The sequence below is a fragment of the Pedobacter sp. D749 genome (genome assembly GCF_019317285.1).
Classification (GTDB): Bacteria; Bacteroidota; Bacteroidia; order Sphingobacteriales; family Sphingobacteriaceae; genus Pedobacter.
The window spans coordinates 1,963,449-1,987,145 of record NZ_CP079218.1 but is presented as its reverse complement, the minus strand read 5'-3'; the positions used below and the strand labels follow the sequence as shown (position 1 = coordinate 1,987,145).

Genomic DNA, 23,697 nt, shown 5'->3' with positions numbered 1-23,697 from the left:
TTCTCCCTTTTAAAGCAGATAACATGATTCCATCAGACGAAACCTTACGTTTAGAAAAATTAAAATACTACGAAATTTTTGGCACACCTGCAGAAAGTGCTTTTGATCAGATCGCACAATTGGCTGCTGAAATATTTGATGTTCCGAATGCAGGTATCGGTTTCGGAACAGAGGAGGAAATTTTTATGAAAGCTCAGATGGGATCAGCCATCGGCTTACCTTTAAAAAATGATACATTTACTTTTTTTGCCTCTGCTCCCCTCATGTCGCCGGAAGGTTATCCTCTTGGCCTGATTTACGTTGCCGATAGTAAATTTAAAACAGCCGAAGCGCAGCAGCTAAAAATGCTGAGTAATTTAGCGGATATGGTGATGGAAAAACTGGAGTCCAGAATTGCAGTTAGAAAAGCTTTAAGAGCCTACGATGATCGTTTACATGTGCTTGTTCATGATCTTAAAAATCCGATGACGACCATTTCACTTCAATCTGAATTGCTTGGACGCATACCGGGTATTGATGAAAAAGCTGCATTAATTGCTGGTAAGATTAATGCACAATCGAAAAGGATGATTGATAATTTGAACGGTATTTTAAGCGCTGCCCGGAAAGAAGGTAACTCATTTAAGCCTAAGAAAGATAAAGTAGATTTAAAAGCAATATTAGAACAGGTAAAGCTTGCACTCAATTTATCCCTTAAGCTTAAAAATCAATCCGTTTTAATTGATATTAAGGAACCCGTTGAAATTTTTGCCGATCCTGATAAATTAGCAACGATTTTTAGTGAATTACTTAACAATGCCATCAAGTTTTCACCAGTAGGAAAAGAGATTTACATCACCCATGAAATAGCTGATAATGCGGTAACGATTGCGATAAAAGACAATGGCGTGGGCCTTACTGAAGAAGACCTGGAAAAAGTTTTTATGAAATTCGCCCGGTTGAGTCCGGTAAGCACCAATCAGGAAAACACTTATGGATTAGGGCTGATTACCGCAAATGCATTAGTGGATATCCATAAAGGAAAGTTATGGGTAGAAAGCGATGGAAAAGACCTGGGCACAACTTTTTACGTTACCTTACCCATTAAATAGGTTTGAATCTGATAATTCGCTGAGTTTCATTTCTTCGAGCAAAATTCTTTCAGGAATGGCATTTCTATGGTATGACCATTTTATTAATCTTATAAGGCCGTTTTCAATTTCAATACCCGTTATATCGCCATCACTAAAACAGCAACATCCGCTATTAAAGTAACCTGGTTTGTATTTACCGAAGCTTGGTGCTTCATCCCCTTCTTTTATCCGTTTATGAAGCTCTGTGTTTAAAAAAGCAAGATCAACAGCATTCTTTTCCTTTTTCGCTTTGTTTAATTTCACATAAATCCGTTCCAGATGGGTTAAAGATGCAAAAACCGGCTGATGCGTATGTCCGGTAATTAAAGCCATGTTCTTTTTTGTCATTATCCAGTTGTACATCAATGTATTATGCACTGTTTTAAGCTGATTATCGTAGGCAGGCGTATTGGGATTAATTTGAAGGTACGACTGTAGTGGTGCCCAAATGGTACTCACAAACCATTTGCTAAACCAGTTTCCGTCACTCTGTAAATCGCCCTGATGTCCATGAGTCAAAAAAATATCAAGTTTACTTTCTCCCACCTGCATCCTTAATATAGCCCCTTCGTAAATGCGGATTTTAGTTCCATAAATTCTATTGAGGTTAAACCCGGCTAAAGGATCATTATCCCAATATAAATCATGGTTGCCAAATATCTTAGTGAAATGGTTTTTTGAAATAAAGGCTTTTTCTGCTTCGAAAGTAGCCTGATTGTGTTTAATCACAGATTCCAGCAAATTCTCCCAAAGCTCCTCGCTATCGCCCAGATTGATATAATGGAAATCTTGTTGATTATAAAATTCGAGTGCTTTCAGGTAATTCTTTTCTGCTAAAGTGAAATCATCGGCATAATCACGGGCACCCTTATGCTGATCTGATAAAATGATAAATTTATCAGTATCAGCAATTTCGAAAATAAGCCCCCGTTTCCCTGGTGCTGTATTGATGTTTTTGTAAAGTTTATTTAAAGCTTCATGGATACGTTTACGGTTAGGCCTTGAACCAAATCGATTCGACATGCGGATAATCCAGGCACTGAGTAAACGTTGTAAGAGTCGTCGCATGTATAAAATGAGCCTTCGCTGGTAAATAGTTTCTTAAAATAACAAAAAATATCTTGAATCGTTTTTGTCGTTACGTCATTCCAACTTGATTGGGAATCTTAAAGCAATAGTAAATTGTTAATGCTTAAGTCCTTAAATGAACCTTATATGTCTTATATGGTTATAAAAAAATAATAGTTCTAATTATACGGCAACAATTTAACCATATAAGGCATTTAAGAAAATATAAGTTAATGCTTAAGCCCTTAAATGAACCTTATATGTCTTATATGGTTATAAAAAAATAATAGTTCTAATTATACGGCAACAATTTAACCATATAAGGCATTTAAGAAAATATAAGTTAATGCTTAAGCCCTTAAATGAACCTTATATGTCTTATATGGTTATAAAAAAATAATAGTTCTAATTATACGGCAACAATTTAACCATATAAGGCATTTAAGAAAATATAAGTTAATGCTTAAGCCCTTAAATGAACCTTATATGTCTTATATGGTTATAAAAAAATAATAGTTCTAATTATACGGTAATAATTTAACCATATAAGGCATTTAAGAAAATATAAGCTTATGCGTCTTCAAATGCATTTCAAAAGATCTTTCATTACATCAAATAGCTATCTCATTAGTGTAATACATTTAATTGGTTTATTTCCGCTCTTTCCATGGCAAAATTAGTTTCATCAAATATATTTTACTAATTTTGTTAGCATTGAAAAGATCAGGAAGCGCAGATTTACCCTTACATTATGGCCATGTGCCGCCATGGTTGGCTCAGCGTATGGCTACACTTGGTTTAGCAATAACAGAAGCTATATTACTGGAATATGGTAAAGCAGAAGTAATACGCCGTTTAAGCAGTCCCTTTTGGTTTCAGAGTTTAGGTGCGGTAATGGGGATGGATTGGCATTCTTCCGGAATTACTACATCAGTAATGGGTGCTTTGAAGAAATCTATTAATCCCTTATCAAAAGAATTGGGCATTTACATTTGTGGAGGCAAAGGAAAACACAGCAGAGAAACGCCAAATGAACTTTTAAAAATTGCTGATAAAACGGGGTTAAATGGAACCGAATTGGTTCGGGCAAGTAAACTTAGTGCAAAAGTAGACAATACTGCCATTCAGGATGGTTTTCAATTGTACCTTCATAGTTTTATTTTAAGCAGCGAAGGCGATTGGGCAGTGGTACAACAAGGCATGAGCGATAGCAGCTCAACTGCAAGAAGATACCACTGGCATTCTGAAAATTTAAAATCTTTTGTAGAAGAACCACATACAGGCATTTGTGGTATTAATCAAGGCAAGATCCTGAACCTAACGGCTAATGATGCTGATCAGGCAAGGCAGAGTATGATGAGTATGACGGCTGAATCGCCAACACGGATGCTCAGTGAAATACAAAAGCTGGTAATGCCCAATCATCATGAGGTAAAATCGAAAGATGTAGATTTAAAACGTTTGGGAAGTATTTTGTGGCTGGCCCAGGAAAAGCAACCCAGCGATTTTGAAGAATTATTATTACTCGAAGGCATGGGGCCAAGAACCTTACAATCTATGGCTTTAGTGAGTGAGGTAATTTATGGTACGCCCTCACGGTTTACCGATCCCGCCCGTTATTCTTTTGCGCATGGAGGCAAAGATGGGCATCCCTTCCCTGTTCCGGTAAACGTTTATGATGAAACGATAAATGTTTTACAAAAAGCAATTGAAAAAGCGAAGATTGGAAACACCGATAAACAACAAGCCATTAAATCATTGCATCAAATTGCGCGTAATGCAGAAAAAGACTTTATTCCGAATATGGATTTTGAAAAGGTAATTCAAAAAGAACGTGCTAAAAGCTGGAAATATGGCGGTAGAACAATTTTTGGGAAAGAAAAACCACCAAACAATGAACAGTTGAAGTTGTTTTAAACTATTTTTCTGGCATATTCGTCATCCTGAATTTATTTCAGGATCTTTCCCAGTAATTATGTTTTAAGTATTCCATTCCGTGGTCTCGGTGTTTCCGTGGCAGAAATAGCGCATATGATGAAAGGTCTTAGCGAGACGCTAAGAATAGAGAAGTTGGATGACAGGTTTTGGCGGTTCGTCATTCCCAACTTGATTGGGAATCGTAATGCAAGCGCTTTAAGATTCCCGCCTGCGCGGGAAAGACGACCACTCTATTGGAGTCTGTCATTGATAGCGAACTCGAAGGAGTCTTTCCAAAGACCATTTTTTCTCACGACATTAATAAATCTGTGTTCATCCTCTTTATCTGTGGTTAATTCATTTCGTGGTCTCTGTGTTTCCGTGGCAGAAATAGCACATAACATGAAAGGTCTTAGCGAGACGCTAAGAATAGAGAAGGTTTGACGAGATAATTCATTTCGAAAAATCGTCATTTCGACCGTAGTGGAGAAATCATTCTCAACTTTAGTTCAAAGATCTCTCCGTTACGTTGCACTTCAGTCGAGATGACGACTTATTTATGAGGTTTGTCAACAGCCTAAAACAAAAAAGGTCGTGGTTTGCACCACGACCCTAAAAATATAGAATTTAAAACCTACTAAGCGTATGCAACTGCATCTTTAGATGCCAGTTTAGTTGTTCCCATTAAGTATTCGTCTACCTTACGGGCAGCTTCTCTACCTTCTGAAATGGCCCAAACCACTAATGATTGTCCGCGGCGAACATCACCTGCGGCAAAAATCTTTCCGATATTGGTTTGGTAAGTGTGTTCAGATGCTTTTACGTTTCCGCGGTTATCTAACTCCACACCTAATTTCTCAATTAAACCTTCTTTTTGAGGATGTAAGAAACCCATTGCTAAAAGTACCAACTCGCATGGAAGATCTCTTTCGGTACCAGCCACTTCTTTAAAGGTAACCGGACGTCCGTTCGCATCAATTTCCCACTCCACATCAACTACTTTTAATGCCTTAAGGTTTCCTTCTTCATCAGCAATAAAGTTTTTGGTATTTACCGACCAGGCCCTTTGTGCACCCTCCTCATGAGAAGAAGTATTTTTTAGCAACATCGGGTAATTTGGCCAGGGCATATGCTCATTACGTGCCTGTGGTGGCATCGGCATAATCTCGAATTGTGTCACGGATTTTGCACCATGACGGTTAGAAGTACCAATACAATCAGATCCCGTATCGCCACCACCAATTACGATTACATTTTTACCTGTAGCCATAATATCTTCCGCTTCAACAGCTCTGCTCGCTACACGTTTATTTTGTTGTTTCAGGAAATCCATTGCAAAATGAACCCCTTTAGCAGAACGGCCATCAATAGGTAAATCGCGTGGAATAGTTGAACCGCCAGCCAATACAATGGCGTTGAAATCGCGTAATAGAGTACCTATTTCAACATTCTCACCTACATTGGCATTACATTTAAAAATGATGCCTTCTTCTTTCATTAAATCGATACGGCGATCTACTACATTTTTTTGTAGTTTAAAATCAGGGATACCGTACCTCAATAAACCACCCGGAGCATCATCACGTTCGAAGACGGTAACTTCATGTCCAACTTTATTTAACTGAGCAGCAGCAGCTAAGCCCGCCGGACCTGAACCAATTACAGCCACTTTTTTACCAGTTCTGATTAATGGTGCTTTTGCTTTGATAAATCCTTTTTCGAAAGCAATTTCAATGATATGTTTTTCAATTTCCTCAATAGAAACCGGTGGACGGTTGATGCCTAATACACATGCAGATTCGCATGGTGCGGGGCAAATTCTGCCTGTAAATTCAGGGAAATTATTGGTACTTAATAAAATATTGGCAGCTAATTCCCATTTACCCTGATAAACTGCGTCGTTAAATTCTGGTATCACGTTACCCAATGGGCAGCCTGACTGGCAGAAAGGTACGCCGCAATCCATACAACGGGCAGCCTGATTGTTTAATTCTTTTGAGGGTAATTCATTTAAAAATTCCCCATAGTGTTTTACACGTGTTGCAGCCGCTTCTCTGGTGGGTGCAACTCTATCGTATTCCTGAAATCCTGTTACTTTTCCCATGGCCTAGTGTGTTTTTACTTGTTGGTTACGTTTGCTTAAAACTGCTTTGTATTCTTTAGGGAATACTTTTACGAAATGAGCAGATTGAGTTTTCCAATCACTTAAGATAAACTCAGCTACTTTACTATCCGTTAAGCGGATATGCGTTTTAAGTAAAGCTAAAATACGTTCTTCATCTTCAGCTTGTAATGGATCAAGATCGACCATTTCTTTATTGCATTTGCGTGCAAAAGTTCCATTGGCATCATAAATCCAGGCTACACCACCACTCATACCAGCAGCGAAATTACTTCCGGTATCACCAAGAATCAGCACTTCACCACCGGTCATGTATTCACAACCGTGATCGCCTACTCCTTCCACAACAGCTGTTGCACCAGAGTTACGTACCGCGAAACGCTCACCTGCTTTACCACGGGCAAATAACTCGCCGGAAGTTGCGCCATAAAGGGCTACGTTACCGATAATGATATTTTGTTCAGGGATAAAAGTTGAATTAGAGAATGGGTAAATAGCCAATCTCGCACCTGATAAACCTTTACCCACGTAATCGTTTGCTTCACCTTCCAGTGATAAGGTTACCCCACGGGTATTGAAAGCACCGAAACTTTGTCCGGCCGAACCTACAAATTTAAAGTTGATCGTATCAGGAGGTAAACCAGCACCTAAATGAACTTTAGAGATTTCATTCGATAACATGGTACCCAATGCGCGGTCGGTATTTTTCACTTCGAAACTGGCAAATACAGGTTCGTTATTGTCAATAGCAGGCTGTGCAGCAGCAATTAATTGATGATCTAAAACATGATCCAAACCATGATCCTGACCCTCTGTATTAAATAAAGGCAAGCCATTTTCTTCTGCTTTATATAAGATAGCTGATAAATCAAGATGTTTCAGTTTCCAGTCTTCAGCAGGCAGTTCGCGTACTTTTAAAATATCAGCCTGACCGATCATTTCGTGGATAGTCCTGAAACCTAATTCAGCCATAATCTCACGTAACTCTTCTGCAAGGAAATAAAATAAGTTCACTACGTGATCAGCATCACCGGTAAATAATTTTCTTAATTCCGGATCTTGTGTTGCAACACCAACAGGACAAGTATTTAAATGGCATTTACGCATCATAATACATCCAGAAGTTACCAAGGCTGCTGTAGCAACACCCCATTCTTCGGCGCCTAATAATGCAGCAATAGCGATATCTCGACCTGTTTTAAGCTGACCATCTGTTTGTAACACAATACGGTTACGCAATTTGTTTTTCACCAAAGTTTGGTGTGCTTCTGCCAAACCTAACTCCCATGGTAAACCAGCATGTTGGATAGAGGTTAAAGGAGATGCTCCCGTTCCACCATCAAAGCCAGATACCAGAATCACATCAGCATGTGCTTTAGCAACACCTGCGGCAATGGTACCCACACCAGCTTTAGAAACCAATTTCACATTGATTCTTGCGGTACGGTTGGCATTTTTTAAATCAAAAATCAGCTGAGCCAAATCTTCGATCGAATAAATATCATGATGCGGTGGAGGTGAAATTAAACCAACACCTGGCGTAGAGTGACGAACTTTTGCAATCCAGTCATCTACCTTGTGTCCTGGTAATTGACCACCTTCGCCAGGTTTAGCACCCTGAGCCATTTTAATCTGTAACTCGTCAGCATTGGTTAAATAATAACTCGTTACACCAAAACGTGCAGAAGCAACCTGTTTAATAGCCGAACGCATACTATCGCCATTTGGCAATTTAGTATAACGCATTTCATCTTCACCACCTTCGCCGGTATTGCTTTTTCCACCGATACGGTTCATGGCAATCGCTAAAGTAGAGTGTGCTTCATGAGAAATTGAACCGAATGACATGGCTCCTGTTGCAAATCGTTTTAAAATGGCCTCGGTTGATTCTACCTCACTTAAGGGTACTGAAGGGCGGCTATAGTTAAATTCGAACAATCCACGGATGGTATAAGCTTGCTGTGTTTGCTCATTCACCAATTTAGAGTATTGTTTGAATATATTGTAATCGTTTTTACGTGTTGCGTTTTGTAACAAGTGAATGGTTTGCGGATTAAACAAATGCGCTTCACCTTTACGTCGGAATTTATACGTTCCGCCTGCTGGCAACAAGTTTTCGGTTTGTGTTACCGGGCCAAAACTGCGGTGATGTTTAATTAACGTTTCTTTTGCAATTTCATCCAGCCCTAAACCACCAATACGTGAAACTGCACCAGTGAAATAAGTATTCACCACTTGTTTATTTAAACCTAAAATTTCGAAAATCTGTGCACCTTGATAAGACTGTAAGGTAGAGATGCCCATTTTAGAGAAAATTTTAAGTAATCCACTATTTACTGCGTAGATATAGTTTTTAGTCAATTGCTCAACTGATAAACCTGACTCTTCTTTAAACTCATTAATGGTTTCTAAAGCCAGGTAAGGGTTAATTGCGGTAACACCAAAGCCCAATAGCGTGGCAAAATGATGTACTTCCCAAATATCACCGGCCTCTATCACAATACCCACTGCACCACGATATCCTTTGCGGATTAAATGATGGTGTACAGCAGAAACGGCCAATAAAGAAGGCATTGCAGCATGCTCAGAGTCAATAGCTCTATCCGTTAATACAATTACCTGGAAACCATCCTCAACCGCATCAACCGCGTAGCGGCACAAACGGTCTAAGGCTTTTGCCATAGCACCAGGCTTGCCATCAGCCCTGAAATAAGTCTGTAAAGTTTTCGCCTGGAAAACACCTGTATCAATACTTCTTAACTTCTCTAATTCCTGGTTGGTTAAAATTGGATGTTTAATGGCAACGCAATGTGCTTGTAATGGGTTTTCTTCCAAAAGATTGCCATTACTACCCATAAAACTAGCCAAACTCATCACCACCTTTTCACGGATAGGATCTATCGGCGGATTGGTTACCTGTGCAAATAACTGCTTAAAATAAGATGATAAATGCTGGGGACGTTTTGATAAAATAGCCAGCGGGGTATCCGTACCCATCGAACCAATTGGCTCTTTGGCTTCGATAGCCATTGGCTTAAGCAAAAGATCAATATCTTCCCTGCTGTAACCAAAAACCTGTTGATATTTAAAAATAGACTCGGTAGATAAGCCGGTGAACATTACACGTGGCTCCGGTAATTCCTCCAAACGGATCTGGTATTGATTAATCCAATCGCTATATGGGCTTTTACCACAAACTTCTCCTTTAATTTCGTTATCGCTGATAATTCTGCCCTGCTCCATATCCACCACGAACATTTTGCCTGGCGTTAAACGGCCTTTTTCGATTACAGTACTTTGATCGATGGCTAATGCACCAGCCTCAGAGCCCATAATTACACGGTCGTCTGAAGTAATGGCATACCGGGAAGGACGAAGCCCGTTACGATCTAAAGTTGCACCGATTAATTTACCATCGGTAAAAGCAATGGCCGCAGGTCCGTCCCATGGTTCCATTAAAGTAGCGTGGAATTCGTAGAACGCCTTTTTAACAGGATCCATATCTTCATTGCCATCCCATGCCTCCGGAACCAACATCATTAATACATGAGGCAAAGTTCTGCCTGCATGAAGCAATAATTCGATAACGTTATCCAAACAACCTGAATCGGAGTTGGTCTCGTCGATTACCGGCAATAACATATCCAGTTCTTCTGGTGTAAAGTAAGCAGAAGCAAAAGACTTAACGCCTGCCCTGAACCAGTTTAAATTTCCTTGTAAAGTATTGATCTCACCATTATGTGCAATAAAGCGGAATGGTTGTGCCAACCTCCATGAAGGGAAAGTATTGGTTGCAAAACGCGAGTGAACCAGGCCTAAAGCCGAAACCATGCGTTTATCAGAAAGATCGGTAAAATAAGTACGTACCTGTAATGAAGTTAGCTGACCTTTATATATAATGGTTTGCGCAGAAAGCGAAACGATATAAAAATCTTTACCACCATGAACGGTGTTTACGATTAGTTTAATCAGGTAATTTTTAAAAATATAAAGTTTACGTTCAAAATCAGCACCTGGCGCTACCGCATAAGGACGGGCGATAAATACCTGCTCAATTTCTGGCTCAACAGAAAGGGCCATATTGCCAATATCTGTTGTGTCAACATCAACTTTTCTAAAGCCTAAAATTTCCAGGCCTAGTTTTTCGGCGGCACGGTAAATCAATTCTCTGCACTCTTCTCTGGATCTGATATCCTTTGGCATAAATAACATACCAACACCATAATTATTGGTTTCTGGTAAGCTAAAGCCAGCTTTTAAACATTCGTCGTAAAAAAATTCGTGAGGAATCTGAATCATAATACCTGCACCATCGCCTGTATTTGGTTCTGCTCCACATGCCCCTCTATGATCTAGATTCTCTAAAATAGTAAGTGCATCAGAGATGATTTGATGCGATTTTCGCCCTTTCACATGCGCAACAAACCCAATACCGCAGGCATCGTGTTCAAATTGCGCATCGTACAATCCACTGTTTGGTTCCATTCTTTGCTCGTTAGTTGTTAGTGTATAGGAAACACTAAGATATAAAAAACAAACCTTAAATTACAGAGTTGACATGATTTTTAGAATAATTTTAGTCCTTAGGCAATTTAAAGTGTTTCTATTAAAAAAATGACAATTATTCATTTAAAAAATTATCATATTGACAATGATAATATTATACAATTAATTCATTTTTTCAACCAAAATCAGACATAAATCGTTTTAATTATTGGTTTATTTATGAATATATAATTTAAATATAAATATCTCGATTATGAAGGTATTTAACTTGCATTTCCTCCTGTTGTTTAAAAATACACATTTCAATTTTATTAATTTACTAATCAGCCACATAGCCTAAAAGATAAAAAAAATGCAAAAATGCATTTCGTGAAACAACTTCTTTTTCTACCTTTGTGGCCGGGCAAGTCTTTTACGACCAGCTCCCTTTGAACTCCCCCAGGGTGGGAACACAGCAAGGGTAGAAGGTTGTAGCGGTGCGATAGAAGGTGCTTGCCCTTTTTTTCTTTTCCCTTAATCCCCTGAAGGGGGAATTAAATTCTTCAGGGTTCAATCATAGAAACTCAAATATTTAAGAATTTATAAACCATGAAATTTTTTATTGACACAGCAAATCTTGATCAAATCAAAGAAGCACAAGATCTTGGCATTTTAGATGGCGTAACCACCAACCCTAGCTTAATGGCTAAAGAAGGTATTACCGGCGAAGAAAATGTAATTAACCACTATAAAGCCATTTGCGATATCGTTGATGATAATGTAAGTGCTGAAGTTATTGCGACTACTTTCGATGAGATTGTTAAAGAAGGTGAAGCTTTAGCTGCTTTAAACCCTAAAATCGTGGTAAAAGTACCAATGATTAAAGATGGTGTTAAAGCCATTAAATATTTCTCTTCAAAAGGAATTAAAACCAATTGTACTTTAATTTTCTCTGCCGGACAGGCTTTATTGGCTGCAAAAGCAGGAGCTACTTATGTTTCTCCGTTTTTAGGCCGTTTAGATGATATTTCTAGCGATGGTTTGGTTTTAATTGAAGATATCAGAACTATTTTTGATAACTACGGTTACGAAACTCAGATTTTAGCGGCATCAATCCGCGGACCATTACACATTGTAAACTGTGCTAAATTAGGTGCTGATGTAATTACTGCACCGTTAGCTGCTATTGTAGGTTTATTAAAACACCCACTAACAGATAGCGGTTTAGCTACATTTTTAGCTGACCACGCTAAAGCTGCTGGCAAATAAGAATAATAAAGTTGAAAGTCTTTAGGTCCTAAGTTTTGAGTCGGGTTTCCGGTTTAAGACTTAGGATTTTTTGTTTTATGGACAATGTAAGGTAGGATGGATAATGTAAGATGTATAATGGATAAGGTAGGATGGATAATGTAAGATGTATAATGGATGATGGGCAAAAGCGCAGGCTACATCTTCCCTCTTCCATTTTCCATTTTCTCTACCATTAAGAAGTTAAGACTATTAAGGCTTTATTGGCGCTTGCTATTGCAAATTGCAGGTTCCATCATCCGTTTCCCCTCTTCCATTTTACATGATTTTTTGGAGCGCAGAAACAGTTCTTATAGGTTTCTGTAGTCCTGCTTTTCATTATATTCCGGTAAATGTTCAATAATAACAAATTTATCGGAAACCGGAATGCCATTTCAATCAGGGCTAGGTGGCCAAGGCATCTTACGAAATCTCAAAGGGCAAGCGCATGGAAGGATTTCGTAAGTATTAAGTGGGAAAAGCGCATTCGAAATCCACATGCTTCTGACTGACGAAGTTACCCACCACTCCTTCCCTTTTCTAAACTTCGTAAGTAATTGCTGCATTTCTGCGTTAACGATGGAAACGGCATCCTTTTTGGCTGTCATCTTGAGCTTAGTCGAAGGACAGCCAAAAAGATATAGTGTACAGCGTGTTAAAACGCCCAAATGATCATATCCTTAAGCCATAAATGAATACTATACTTTAACTTGTTCTTTTTATGCACCCTCCACGGAGACTCTAGACTAAAGACTCACGACTAAGGACTTCCTTAATCTTCTCATAACTAATCTGCTCATCAGGTTCAATCAGAATACCCTTTACTCCTGCCCCATTTGCGGCTTCAACGTCTCTTGGCTTATCGCCGATCATGATAGATTGTGCCGGGTCGATATCGTACATATCAATGGCATCTAAAATCATTCCGGAAGCTGGTTTTCTGCATTTGCATTCGCCGCCAACAGTTGGGTGATGCGGGCAATAATAAAAGCCAGCAATATCAGCTCCTTTAGCCACAAAAGCGTTGCGGAGCATTTGATGCATAATGGCCAGTTCTTGTTCAGTATAGCGCTTTAAGGCAATACCACCTTGATTTGTGATTACGATTAAGAGATAACCTTCATCAAATAGCTTTTTTAATACCGGAATTTGATAATCTAAGATTTTAAAATCTTCAACACGGCAGATGTAATCGTAAATTTCGTGGTTAAGTACACCGTCACGGTCGAGAAAAATAGCTTTGTTCATTATTTAATATGGGGATTGAGTATCAAGTATCAAGATGTGAGATATATGATTTAGATCTCGTTTATCATTCGCCAAAATAACTGAAAATTAAGGACAAAAGAAAGCCCAATCTTTAATGCGATCGGGCTTAATCATAAAATTTATTTGGTTTTGGTTATTTTAAATTCAATCCTGCCTTGTGGCCTTTTATCGCAAAAAACAGGATATATAAGTAACAAGGCAATACGGTTAAAAGATAGGCCAGTTGAAAGTTAACATGTAACTTTTCATTTAAAAAAGCATAAAGGAGCGGCATAATGGCTCCGCCTGCTATCCCCATTACCATAATCGCCGAACCAATTTTGGTAAATTTACCCAAGTGGCTAATGCCCAGCGGGAAAATTGCAGGCCACATAAGTGAATTGGCTAAACCCAATAAGGCTACAAAAATTACAGCAAACCAACTCGAAATGGCAAAAGATAAAATGGTGAAGATAATGCCTAAAATAGCGCATACTCTAAGGGCTTTTTGCTGGGAGATGTATTTGGGAATGGTAACGATACCGATAATGTAGCCGATTAACATACTAAACAGTGTAATGGAAGTTAACTTACCACTAATCTCGGCGGTAATACCTAACTCACGTCCATAAATACCAATAATATCACCTGCCATTACCTCGGCGCCTACATACACAAAAATACAAAGGGCACCAAGGAATAAATGCGGAAACTGGAATATGCTTTGATGTTTTACAACAGCGCCTTTACTTTCGTCTATAACATCTTCTTCAACCTCCACCTCAGGTAAGTCAGTAAATTTAATAAAAACGGCAAAAAGGCAAAAAACGATGGCTAAAACAATGTAAGGCATATTTACACGACCCAAAACATCGTTCAATAACTGCTCGTGAACAGCTCCGGTTGCCGCTTTGATCTTTTTTTCTACTTCTGAGGCATTTTTTAAAAACAAACTGCCCATAACCAAAGGCACAATCATTCCGGCAAATTTATTACAGATCCCTGCAATACTAATCCGTTTTGCAGCACTTTCTATCGGGCCAATAATAGTTAAGTATGGATTTGAGGCTGTTTGCAACAAAGCCAATGCAGCTCCCTGAACAAAAATCCCGGTTAAAAACAAACCAAAAGTTCTGGTTTGGGCTGCAGGGATGAATATTAAAGAGCCCAGTCCTAAAATTACCAAACCTAAAATAATTCCATTTTTAAAACCCACTTTCTTCAGGATCCACGATGATGGCAGCGCTAAAAAGAAGTAAGCCATGTATGATGCAAAGGTTACAAAGAAGGCCTGTAAGTTTGATAATCCGAAAGATAATTTGAAGAAAGGAATTAAGGTTCCGTTTGCCCAGGTTACAAAACCAAAAATAAAGAATAGGGCGCAAATAATAATAAGCGGTTTCGGCCCTTGGGTTTGACCTGGCCTTGGTGTTTGTTGCATAAAGTTTTGGTTCGGTTTATTTGATTGGACCAAACTAAACAATAATATTTAATAAAAATCGATCAAACGTTTGCGTAATTTCAACTTTAACAAAAAAGGCTTTGTATTAGTGCTCAAGCACCTAAAACAGGTATGCTCCAGACCGGCATTAATAGCCGTTTTCTTTCCCAAAATCACCCGGTAACCTTGCAATATTCAAAAGGAAAGAATCTTAAACTTGTTTTGCCTTTCCCTCGTCTTTACCTTTATTTGATTAGCATTATGATACGGAGCGTGTTAGCAAAAAAATAGCGCAATAAAAGATGCGGGCATGGATTAACATTAAATCAACGCAATAAAACAGTTAAATCTATTTAAAAAGTAGCGCTAAATAATTAATTTGCCTATAAATCAATACACTAACACCTTTCTCGATTTTTTATTTGCATGAAACAGTGTATAACCCTATATTTGCACCACTTTAAAGGAAACGGATAACGTTTTTAAACAAAGTAGATTCCGTAGCTCAGCTGGTAGAGCATTACACTTTTAATGTAGTGGTCCTGGGTTCGAATCCCAGCGGGATCACAAGAAACCTCACAGAAATGTGAGGTTTTTTTGTTTTATCCCCCCTGGGATTCGAACAGAAGCGCCGGCATGGGTTCGATTTGTAAAAGGCTCAGGACCAGGTTCGCGGTTTTGCGGGACTAAGCCAATCCCAGCGGGATCACAAGAAACAATATCAAAGAGAAATAAAACCCTTAAAATCAAATGATTGCAGGTTTTTTACTTTTAAGGGTTATGCCAAAATATGCATGTAATCGCATATAAAATGTGCTTCATTCGGAGCGTCGTTCTTTATAATATCAAACTCCCCTAATTTGTATTAATTCATTGATATTCAAATAGTTTAATAGATGAACATCTTAATTATAAGCTAAAATTCTATTTGGTATAATTGCTGCGAGCATCTTGGAAAGCGTCGATGTGACTAGCAATCCAAAACCAAAGCGGGGTAACCTGAATAAGCAATCCTTTACCTAGTTTTGTCAATTCATATTCGACTCTTGGAGGTACTTCAGGATAAATACTTCGGCTTATCAAGCCGTCCCGTTCCAGTTCGCGAAGACATTTGGTCAACATCCTTTGACTTATACCACTGATATGGTGCTGTAATGCTGAAAAACGCATTCGTCCATCCACTCCTAAACCATGAATGATAAATAACGACCATTTATTACCAACATGATTCAATATATCTTTTTTAAGATCATCTTGATCTTTATTTAACACATTGCAAATGTCATCCCAGGCCTTGTTGATTTCATCATCGTTCATATAACTATTCATTTTTGCGTACATTTCAGCATTTTATCTTTATAGGTGATCATATTTCTCCATGAATAGCAGCTTTAAATTCAAGACAATTATGCTACATAAGAAATATATTAGAAAACCCTAATATACCAATATTAGATTATATAAAAATTAAGCGACTTATTTCCAGAAGACTAACATGTAGGTAACTAACCCACATATAGGTGCCTAATTGTTAATACCTTTCGAATGCTTTACCTTTACCCATATAAGTCATTTAGAATATATCTTAATGATAGTATAACATTTTGAAATGGAAAATACATCAATTTTAGTGTTAGGCGCGGGCGAACTAGGAATGCCTGTTATACGCAATCTGGCAAAAAAGTCAAAACACTCAACCAATACAAAAATCACAGTACTACTTCGTCAGTCTACTATAAATTCAACGGATATTGAAAAAAAACGCAATATTGACGAGCTTAAGGTTCTGGGAGTAGAATTGCTGGCAGGAGATCTGACATCTGCTTCTTCCGAACTTATTCAGATTTTTAAGGAATTCGATGCCATTGTCTCTTGCACAGGTTATGGAAGTGGTGCCGGTGGTTTTCAGTTCAAACTTGCAAGAGCCGTACTTGACGCAGGTGTAAAACGATATTTCCCCTGGCAATTCGGGGTTGATTTTGAAATAATTGGTCGTGGTAGTGCCCAAGATCTTTTCGATGAGCAGCTGGATGTACGTGAACTTCTTAGATCACAAAATGCTACAAAATGGGTTATTATCTCAACTGGATTGTTTACAAGTTATTTGTTTCAACCCTTTTTTGGTGTTGTAGATTTCGATAATAAAGTTGTAAATGCACTAGGGAGTTTAAATACTGCAGTAACCGTTACCACTCCTGATGATATAGGGATGTTAACTGCTGAAATCTTTTTTGAAGAACCAGCAATCGAGAACAGTATTGTTTACATCGCTGGCGATACAATTACTTATAAACAATTGGGGGATGTTGTAGAGTCGTTGTCAGGGCAAAAATTTGAACGTTCAGTTTCCGATTTAGAAGAGTTAGGAAATGATTTAAAAAATGACCCAACAAATTTTGTCTACAAGTACAGGTCTATTTTTGGAGACGGGCGAGGTGTATCTTGGGATTTTAATACAACCTTTAATTCTCAGAGGGGAATTAAGACTACTTCTGCCAGAGAATGGGCGGAAAAGAATATAGACTGGAGTCTTAATAAAAACATATAAAAATAATTTCAACATTAAATTTACAGATGAAAATTACATTTTACGGACATGCTTCTTTAGGAATTGAAGTGGACGGAAAAAATATTATTGTGGATCCATTTATTACAGGAAATACTCTGGCAGATGCAATCGACATTTCTATCTTAATTTCTTTGGTCTGACCTGTATTTTCATTATCAACCTCCCTAAAGTATTTACTGATCATCTTTGCCCAAGTATTTTGCGCGGGAGTAATTAAGAAAGCTCCATCGTCTGTGGCTTCTAGCATTTGCATTTAATGCATAAATCTAGTAAAGCCAATACCTGTCCGTCTCTGATTAAAATGTAACCATCAAATTGACGGTATTCTGCTAAGTCTGCTGTTAACTGGATGACCTTTTGATTTAAGGCATGGATTTCTAATTCCTGCGCTGCTACAACTGCATCTGTAGATTTATGTAAATTCCACTGGTCGTGTGAGATCAATACTTCGGTGATTTTTTTAAGCTGTCGGATTTCACGCTCATTTCGGATATGGTCTTTGTCATAAATATCTTTGAGCAGTAGTACTTTAAGTTGACGATCTATCAAATCCCATAAGTGCCTAAAAAAGTTTCTTCGTTGCTGTTTGGATGTTGTTCCAAATAGTAATTAAGATGCCGTTGGTAAAATTCTTCAATGCGCTCTTCTCTGATTGCAAAAATTCTTATAAACAAATGCCTTAAAAAATTTTTACGGCTCCAAGATATAGGGTTTCCAATGTCCAAGGTGTCAGTACTAAAATCAAAACGGTCACGGAGTTTAAAATAGATTGTGCTCATCTGTCAGAAGATTTGTTCAAAAATAAGGATTTATATTGATGGCCTATAAAACAGCTATATAGCTTTCAAAAGCCCGTATATATTGAGGATAAACACTAAGATCAGATAATATCTTCTATGCCCAGCATAAAAGAAACTGATTCTTTAAGCCAATAGAAAAAAATCTATATTTGGCTATTGCATTTTTAGCCAAAATATTTTTTAAAAAAAAGTGCATTATTCGGGAAATCAAACCATAATGTTATCAATAAAATTTCACTTTAAAAACTAGATAATGAAAAATATTTGTTTTGTTTTGATTTATGGTGGATCACTTAATCCTGAGATATGGCAAGATGTGATTCACGAAATGAAATGCCCAGCATTTGCTGCAGAAAGGATTCCAGTTGGTATCGATTTAAAAAAACTAACCATCTCTGAATGTGCTAGATATGTCTCTACTCAGATCGAACAGCTACCAGCAAAAAGAATAATCCTTACAGGGCATTCTATGGGAGGACTTTTGATTCCTCAAATCACGCAAATGCTCCCCGACAGGATCGTGCATCAGGTTTATATAGGAAGCCCAATACCTAAGAACGGAAAGAATTCGCTTTCTACTTTTAAGTTTTCTGACAGATTAAACTTTTATTTTGGTTTATTACTTGAGAAATTAAACATTAAAATTGATCCTAAGCATATGGAACAGTATGTCAAAAAAAAGATGTGTAATGACCTCGATACTGCGATGACTGCTAAAGTCATTTCTTGTATTCACCCAGAACCACCTATACTTCTGGAGAAAATCAATTTTAGCTCTACACCTAAAAGATCTGCTACGTATATAAGATTGTTAAAGGATCAGGGTACACTCAGCCCGGAAAAACAATCAGAAATTGCCTCTTATCTTAATGCAGAAGTAATTTCAATCGAATCGGGACATACAGTAATGTTGAGTCAGCCTAAAAGTTTAGCATTGGCCTTTGATGATATTGCATCAAAATACCTTGATTCTTAAATCTTCAGCTAATGCTTTAAATTGTATTATGATAGAAATCAGTTTATTCTTAGGTTGTAATATTCCTTTTAATTTTTCGACAATGAAATCGAAAAACTAATTGTTCCTGAGAGAAATTTTAAAAAGTAAATGTCGAATGCAGAGCCAAAAAGTAATAAGATTGTTTCAGATTGTTGCCAGAGCATGATGTATTTGAGATTTAATAAAACACTAGATTTGTGATAATGCTATAATTTATGTATATTTAAATATTGCATTTGCAACTATAAAGTATTAAAAAAAAAGGTGCGTTATTCGGGGAGTTCGAATTTCAAAGCCACTCTAAGATATTGCAAACGTTGATTTTTACACTAGGTGTAAATCACAGCGGGATCACAAGAAACCTCACAGAAATGTGAGGTTTTTTTGTTTTATTCCCCCCTGGGATTCGAACAGAAGCGCCGGCCTGGGTTCGATTTGTAAAAGGCTCAGGGTCTGGTTCGGGGTTTTGCGGGGCTGAGCCAATCCCAGCGGGATCACAGAGAATAGTATTAAAACTACGTAAAAGCTTGCAAATCAAATTATTGAAAGCTTTTTTCGTTTACCGGAAATACCAAAATAGGCAATAAATCGCATAAAAAATTGAGTAATTCGGTGAGTAGTTTTACAAAGTGGCATACTCACTGAAAATCACGTAAGTTATTGACTTACAGAAATTTCAATCATTGAACGACTTGATACGATTAGACTGCAAGGCTAAATTGTTAACTTTAAATCAGTCGATTATGAAAACTAATTTCAGTCTGCTCTTCTACCTGAAGAAACCAAAAAACTATCTTAAAGGTGCTGCTCCTGTTTATCTAAGGATTACCGTTGACGGAAAACCTGTGGAAATGTCCGCCAGCAGAAAATGTGAGCTGGAATTGTGGAACACCAAAGCGGGTCACATGACCGGCACAAAAGAAGATGCCAAAACCTTAAATTCCTATCTTGACAAAATGAAAGCGGGCGTTACTGCTGCCCATACTGCCTTATGCGTAGAAGATGCAGAGATATCCGCTGAAGGCGTTAAATGCAAGTATCTGGGCAAGGCAGAAAAAACACACACCATTATGGAGGCCATTAAAATCCATAATACAAAAATGGCCGCACTTGTAGAGAAGGAAGATTATGCGGAAGGAACTTTGAGGCGATTTAAGGTATTGGAAAAGCATGTTAAGGAATATATTTTACTGAAATACCAAACAGGCGACCTCAACATCCGCCATATAGACCATGAGTTTATTGACGGTTTTGATTTCTACCTGCATACCGTAAGTGTCTTTCGTTCAATATTCTTCAGGTAGCTACTTCTGACTTTACCAATTTCTAAGCAACGAGGCATTTCAGGAATTAATGAATAGCAGGTTTTAAAATAAAATGCCTGGTCTTAAAGCATTCTATTGAAATTTTAGCTCGAAATCTCTCCAATAATTATAATATTTAGGCCGCAAGATGGCTGAAGATTTCTAACCAAAAAGCGTTCGATTTCAAATTTCTAAGTTTGCGAAATTAATATCAACTCCAGTTTAGGAGTTCTATTATATTCCCGTCCGGGTCTGAGATGTAAATAAACCTAAATACACCGATATTATCAAAATGATGTTCGCTTAGCTCTCCAATTTTCGATGCTCCATTCTTTAATGCTATTGCTAAAACCCCCGCAATATCCTCTACCTTAAATGCGATATGTCCAAATCCTTTTTGATTAGCTAAGTGTCTTTCAGCATTAATCATTTCTGAATACTGATAGATTTCTAATGTCGGTCCATTATCCCCATAGCCAGGTAGCCGTAATTGTATCCCTTGTAAATTAGCGTTAAAGACGCCGGTGCCTTTTTCAAGCCACTCCCCTTGATAGTTTCGTATGGGTGGAACCGCTATGCAATTAAACACGATTTCATAGAAACGTGCAAGTTCCTTCCAATCCTTTGTTATAATGTTGGTATGCGCATACTTTATGTTCATGATGTAAATTTTGACTTGATTGTACGTAAAGGTATTAAAGGTAAGATTTTTTGCAATTTGTCCTTCTCTGGCGTGATAAAATTTTTTGTTCTTTAAGCCATTTAAAAGTATTGTTTTGCCTTCAAATTTCCTGCAATAAACCAACAAGAAATATCAAGTTTATTGCCTGTTGTGTTCTCCTGAAATTGCCATTTACAATAAACTATTCTATATTACCATTAAAAGATGCTAAATGTAGATTATATTTTTTCCTAATTATAATATTCGTTTTATGAGACTGACCAATAAGCGGGAAACTGTTCTCTAGAGGGGATATTTCAAATGACGATACTCGAAACTTAATTCTTTAATATCTTTAATCATGGCTGAGAAATTAATATCAAGTTTCTTTTTCTCTAAACGATTTTTCACTAGCACGATAGCACTTAATGTACTATCAACAATAAACTCCTTGCGTTCAAACTCATTTTTAATCTTGAAGCGGCATGGCTGTTAAAGAAAACAAATCCCGGAAAGCTTAACATTGATAAAGAAAGCCCTAAAGTATCCAAATGGTATTTCAGGACAGAACAAAAGAAAATAAAGCATTACCCAAAAAACCTCAAGACCAGCGAAATCATCAAGCCAGCGAAGGTGCTTAAAAAGGTATTCAAGCCCTTTAACTTCACCCAGTACCGGGAAATCCTCAATACTCAGCCTCGATGCCACCGATCATTTCCTTAACTTTTTCGAATTTTCCACATTATCTTTGTGTTTTCTATGGCTAATATTTGATTTCCAGTGCATCGCGTTACACCGCTGTGCCATTTTCATTTTTGATGTAAATTAATTGTTGATAAAAAAACAATTTTAAAATGTTTTCGCTCAGATTCTTTTGAATGTTTTAATAAATAAACCGTATATTTAACATATTGCAATTGCATCTAAAAAATACAGACAAAAAGGTGAGTCGCTTTTCAAAAACCTTCCAAATAGCCTTTAAACGCTGGAAATTGAACGAAGTTCACATCCCAGCGGGATCACAAGAAACCTCACAGAAATGTGAGGTTTTTTTGTTTTATTCCCCCCTGGGATTCGAACAGAAGCGCCGGCCTGGGTTCGATTTGTAAAAGGCTCAGGGTCTGGTTCGGGGTTTTGCGGGCTGAGCCAATCCCAGCGGGATCACACCAAAGACTATCAAAATGTATAAAACCCTGCAATCGCACGATTAGCAGGGTTTTTCCTTTTAGGAAGTTGCCAAAATTCGCACGAATTCACAAAAATTGGTGAGTGATTCGGTGAGTAAGGCAAAATGGTTAAAATTTACTCACCGAATGACACATAATCAATTATTGTACAGGTTGTTGCAAACTTAACATCTTGTGTAGATTTAGTTGCAAAGCTATGTTTGCATCACTGTTATTTATTGTTTTTTTAATGGCGATGCAGCTCTCGAACCGAAGTCGGTTCTTGGGTTGTTTCACCTTCAATCGTTAGATTATGAAGACCAATTTTAGCCTGCTTTTCTATCTGAAAAAGCAAAAGAACTATGTGAGTGGAAATGTACCGATCTACATAAGGATTACCGTAGAGGGAAACCGTGCGGAGATGGCCACCAATCGGGATTGCGACCCCAAACGATGGAACGCCAAGGGCAGCCGAGCCATCGGCTCCAAAGAAGAGATCAAGGTGTTGAACACCCATCTCGACCAATTGCAGAATGCCATTTATTATGCCCATCAATGTGTTTTCGATATGGGCTTGCCGATTACAGCAGATGCAATTAAATCCCAGTTACCTCGGTACGCTCACCAATTCCCATACCCTATTAGAAGCGATTGCCGACCATAATTTAAAGATGGAACAGCTTGTAGGTAAAGATTACGTCCGTGGCACATTGAACCGTTATAAAGTTTTGGAAAGACACCTTAAGGTTTTTATTCCTTTGAAATATGGTGTAGCCGATATGGACATTAGAACTATCGACCAGGCATTTCTGAATGGATTTGACCATTATCTAAGGTCTGATAAGAACTGTGCGAACAATTATGTGGTAAAGAACATTAAAAATCTTGGAAAGATCCTTCGCATCTGTATGGAAAATGAATGGATAGATAAATCGCCATTTACAGCTTATAAAGGCAAAACGAAGAATGTCGATCGATTTTATCTGAACAAGAGGAATTGGCTCATATCGCGGGAAAAGAGTTTTTAACGGATAGATTGAAGCAGGTAAGAGATGTTTTTATTTTCTGCTGTTTTACTGGTTTGGCTTATGTCGATGTCTTCAAACTGAAACAGGAGAATATCAGAAAGGGAATTGATGGCGACCGATGGATCTTTACCAACAGGCAGAAAACCAAAACAAGGTCATCGGTTCCGCTACTGTCAACAGCTGTTGAAATTGTCGATAGATATTCCACCAACAAAGTTTGCCTCAATAAAGGCTTGCTTCTTCCAGTTCCCAGCAATCAAAAGATGAGCGAATACCTGAAGGAGATTGCCGACCTCTGCGGAATTGATAAAAAACTCACCTCACACATTGCCCGCCATACTTTTGCGACTACGGTTACACTATTGAACGGTGTCCCGATAGAAAGCGTATCGAAGATGCTCGGACATACGAACATCACGTTATTGAATGCTCGTACCATTTTTGGACCTCTTTTAACTTGCAGCTTTAACTAAAGAGTGGCAGTTCGGTAGA

19 protein-coding genes, 1 tRNA gene and 1 other RNA gene are annotated in these 23,697 nt (G+C 37.9%); 12 read left to right on the top strand and 9 right to left on the bottom strand.

The features are described from left to right. Positions 1-23: 23 nt before the first annotated feature. On the top strand, positions 24-1,091 hold the full coding sequence (locus KYH19_RS07920; RefSeq protein ID WP_219078251.1) for a sensor histidine kinase KdpD: 1,068 nt from the start codon (positions 24-26) through the stop codon (positions 1,089-1,091). Here KYH19_RS07920 and KYH19_RS07915 read toward each other — a convergent pair. Further along, positions 1,077-2,180 (bottom strand): metallophosphoesterase, encoded by a 1,104-nt coding sequence (locus KYH19_RS07915; protein ID WP_219078250.1) that lies wholly within the window; start codon positions 2,178-2,180, stop codon positions 1,077-1,079. The two genes, KYH19_RS07920 and KYH19_RS07915, sit on opposite strands and share 15 nt — an antisense overlap. A gap of 714 nt (positions 2,181-2,894) precedes the next feature. Here KYH19_RS07915 and KYH19_RS07910 point away from each other — a divergent pair. After that, positions 2,895-4,097, top strand: coding sequence for a DUF763 domain-containing protein (locus tag KYH19_RS07910; RefSeq protein WP_219078249.1), 1,203 nt, complete (start codon positions 2,895-2,897; stop codon positions 4,095-4,097). A 637-nt stretch (positions 4,098-4,734) separates the two neighbouring features. Here KYH19_RS07910 and KYH19_RS07905 read toward each other — a convergent pair. Continuing rightward, entirely contained in the window at positions 4,735-6,201 is a 1,467-nt protein-coding gene (locus KYH19_RS07905; protein ID WP_219078248.1) for a glutamate synthase subunit beta, read from the bottom strand. Between the two features lie 3 nt (positions 6,202-6,204). Continuing rightward, the gene (gene gltB / locus KYH19_RS07900) at positions 6,205-10,704 is read right to left on the bottom strand and encodes a glutamate synthase large subunit (RefSeq protein WP_219078247.1); all 4,500 of its coding nucleotides are present in this window, start codon (positions 10,702-10,704) and stop codon (positions 6,205-6,207) included. A gap of 422 nt (positions 10,705-11,126) precedes the next feature. Between gltB and ffs the strand changes: the two genes are divergently transcribed. Both ffs and fsa read left to right on the top strand, forming a co-directional pair. Beyond that, positions 11,127-11,226, top strand: an RNA gene (ffs, locus tag KYH19_RS07895) — signal recognition particle sRNA small type. Positions 11,227-11,313: 87 nt separating this feature from the next. Continuing rightward, positions 11,314-11,973, top strand: coding sequence for a fructose-6-phosphate aldolase (fsa, locus tag KYH19_RS07890; protein WP_121287853.1), 660 nt, complete (start codon positions 11,314-11,316; stop codon positions 11,971-11,973). Positions 11,974-12,732: 759 nt separating this feature from the next. On the opposite strand, the gene KYH19_RS07885 is transcribed toward fsa, so the two are convergent. Both KYH19_RS07885 and KYH19_RS07880 read right to left on the bottom strand, forming a co-directional pair. Then, positions 12,733-13,239 (bottom strand): HAD-IIIA family hydrolase, encoded by a 507-nt coding sequence (locus KYH19_RS07885; protein WP_121287851.1) that lies wholly within the window; start codon positions 13,237-13,239, stop codon positions 12,733-12,735. 154 nt (positions 13,240-13,393) lie between these two features. Further along, the gene (locus KYH19_RS07880; protein WP_219078246.1) at positions 13,394-14,680 is read right to left on the bottom strand and encodes a sugar MFS transporter; all 1,287 of its coding nucleotides are present in this window, start codon (positions 14,678-14,680) and stop codon (positions 13,394-13,396) included. A gap of 494 nt (positions 14,681-15,174) precedes the next feature. Here KYH19_RS07880 and KYH19_RS07875 point away from each other — a divergent pair. After that, positions 15,175-15,247, top strand: a tRNA-Lys gene (locus KYH19_RS07875). A 357-nt stretch (positions 15,248-15,604) separates the two neighbouring features. Here KYH19_RS07875 and KYH19_RS07870 read toward each other — a convergent pair. After that, positions 15,605-15,997 carry a helix-turn-helix domain-containing protein gene (locus KYH19_RS07870; protein ID WP_219078245.1) on the bottom strand — a complete coding sequence of 131 codons (393 nt, stop codon included), beginning with the start codon at positions 15,995-15,997 and terminating at the stop codon, positions 15,605-15,607. Positions 15,998-16,289: 292 nt separating this feature from the next. Between KYH19_RS07870 and KYH19_RS07865 the strand changes: the two genes are divergently transcribed. Both KYH19_RS07865 and KYH19_RS07860 read left to right on the top strand, forming a co-directional pair. Then, a complete protein-coding gene (locus tag KYH19_RS07865) occupies positions 16,290-17,228 on the top strand; it encodes an aromatic alcohol reductase (protein WP_219078244.1) in 939 nt (312 codons plus the stop codon). 26 nt (positions 17,229-17,254) lie between these two features. Continuing rightward, positions 17,255-17,389, top strand: coding sequence for an MBL fold metallo-hydrolase (locus KYH19_RS07860; protein ID WP_219078243.1), 135 nt, complete (start codon positions 17,255-17,257; stop codon positions 17,387-17,389). A gap of 100 nt (positions 17,390-17,489) precedes the next feature. Here the strand turns inward: KYH19_RS07860 and KYH19_RS07855 are convergent, their stop codons facing one another. Next, positions 17,490-17,798, bottom strand: a complete 309-nt coding sequence (locus KYH19_RS07855) for a hypothetical protein (protein ID WP_219078242.1) — start codon at positions 17,796-17,798, stop codon at positions 17,490-17,492. After that, entirely contained in the window at positions 17,795-18,028 is a 234-nt protein-coding gene (locus tag KYH19_RS07850; protein ID WP_193423366.1) for a hypothetical protein, read from the bottom strand. The genes KYH19_RS07855 and KYH19_RS07850 overlap by 4 nt, the downstream gene beginning before the upstream one ends. Positions 18,029-18,302: 274 nt before the next feature. Between KYH19_RS07850 and KYH19_RS07845 the strand changes: the two genes are divergently transcribed. After that, positions 18,303-19,025, top strand: coding sequence for a hypothetical protein (locus tag KYH19_RS07845; protein ID WP_193423364.1), 723 nt, complete (start codon positions 18,303-18,305; stop codon positions 19,023-19,025). A gap of 764 nt (positions 19,026-19,789) precedes the next feature. After that, a complete protein-coding gene (locus tag KYH19_RS07840) occupies positions 19,790-20,350 on the top strand; it encodes an Arm DNA-binding domain-containing protein (protein ID WP_219078241.1) in 561 nt (186 codons plus the stop codon). A 211-nt stretch (positions 20,351-20,561) separates the two neighbouring features. Here KYH19_RS07840 and KYH19_RS07835 read toward each other — a convergent pair whose 3' ends face one another. After that, the gene (locus KYH19_RS07835; RefSeq protein WP_255562588.1) at positions 20,562-21,011 is read right to left on the bottom strand and encodes a VOC family protein; all 450 of its coding nucleotides are present in this window, start codon (positions 21,009-21,011) and stop codon (positions 20,562-20,564) included. A 1,479-nt stretch (positions 21,012-22,490) separates the two neighbouring features. On the opposite strand from KYH19_RS07835, the gene KYH19_RS07830 reads away from it, so the two are divergent. From KYH19_RS07830 to KYH19_RS07820, 3 genes are read left to right on the top strand one after another with little or no spacing between them, the layout of a single operon-like run. Further along, positions 22,491-22,841, top strand: coding sequence for an Arm DNA-binding domain-containing protein (locus tag KYH19_RS07830; RefSeq protein ID WP_219078240.1), 351 nt, complete (start codon positions 22,491-22,493; stop codon positions 22,839-22,841). A gap of 7 nt (positions 22,842-22,848) precedes the next feature. Continuing rightward, the gene (locus tag KYH19_RS07825) at positions 22,849-23,205 is read left to right on the top strand and encodes a phage integrase SAM-like domain-containing protein (RefSeq protein WP_219078239.1); all 357 of its coding nucleotides are present in this window, start codon (positions 22,849-22,851) and stop codon (positions 23,203-23,205) included. A gap of 8 nt (positions 23,206-23,213) precedes the next feature. Then, positions 23,214-23,678 carry a site-specific integrase gene (locus KYH19_RS07820; protein WP_219078238.1) on the top strand — a complete coding sequence of 155 codons (465 nt, stop codon included), beginning with the start codon at positions 23,214-23,216 and terminating at the stop codon, positions 23,676-23,678. The last annotated feature ends 19 nt before the right edge of the window (positions 23,679-23,697 follow it).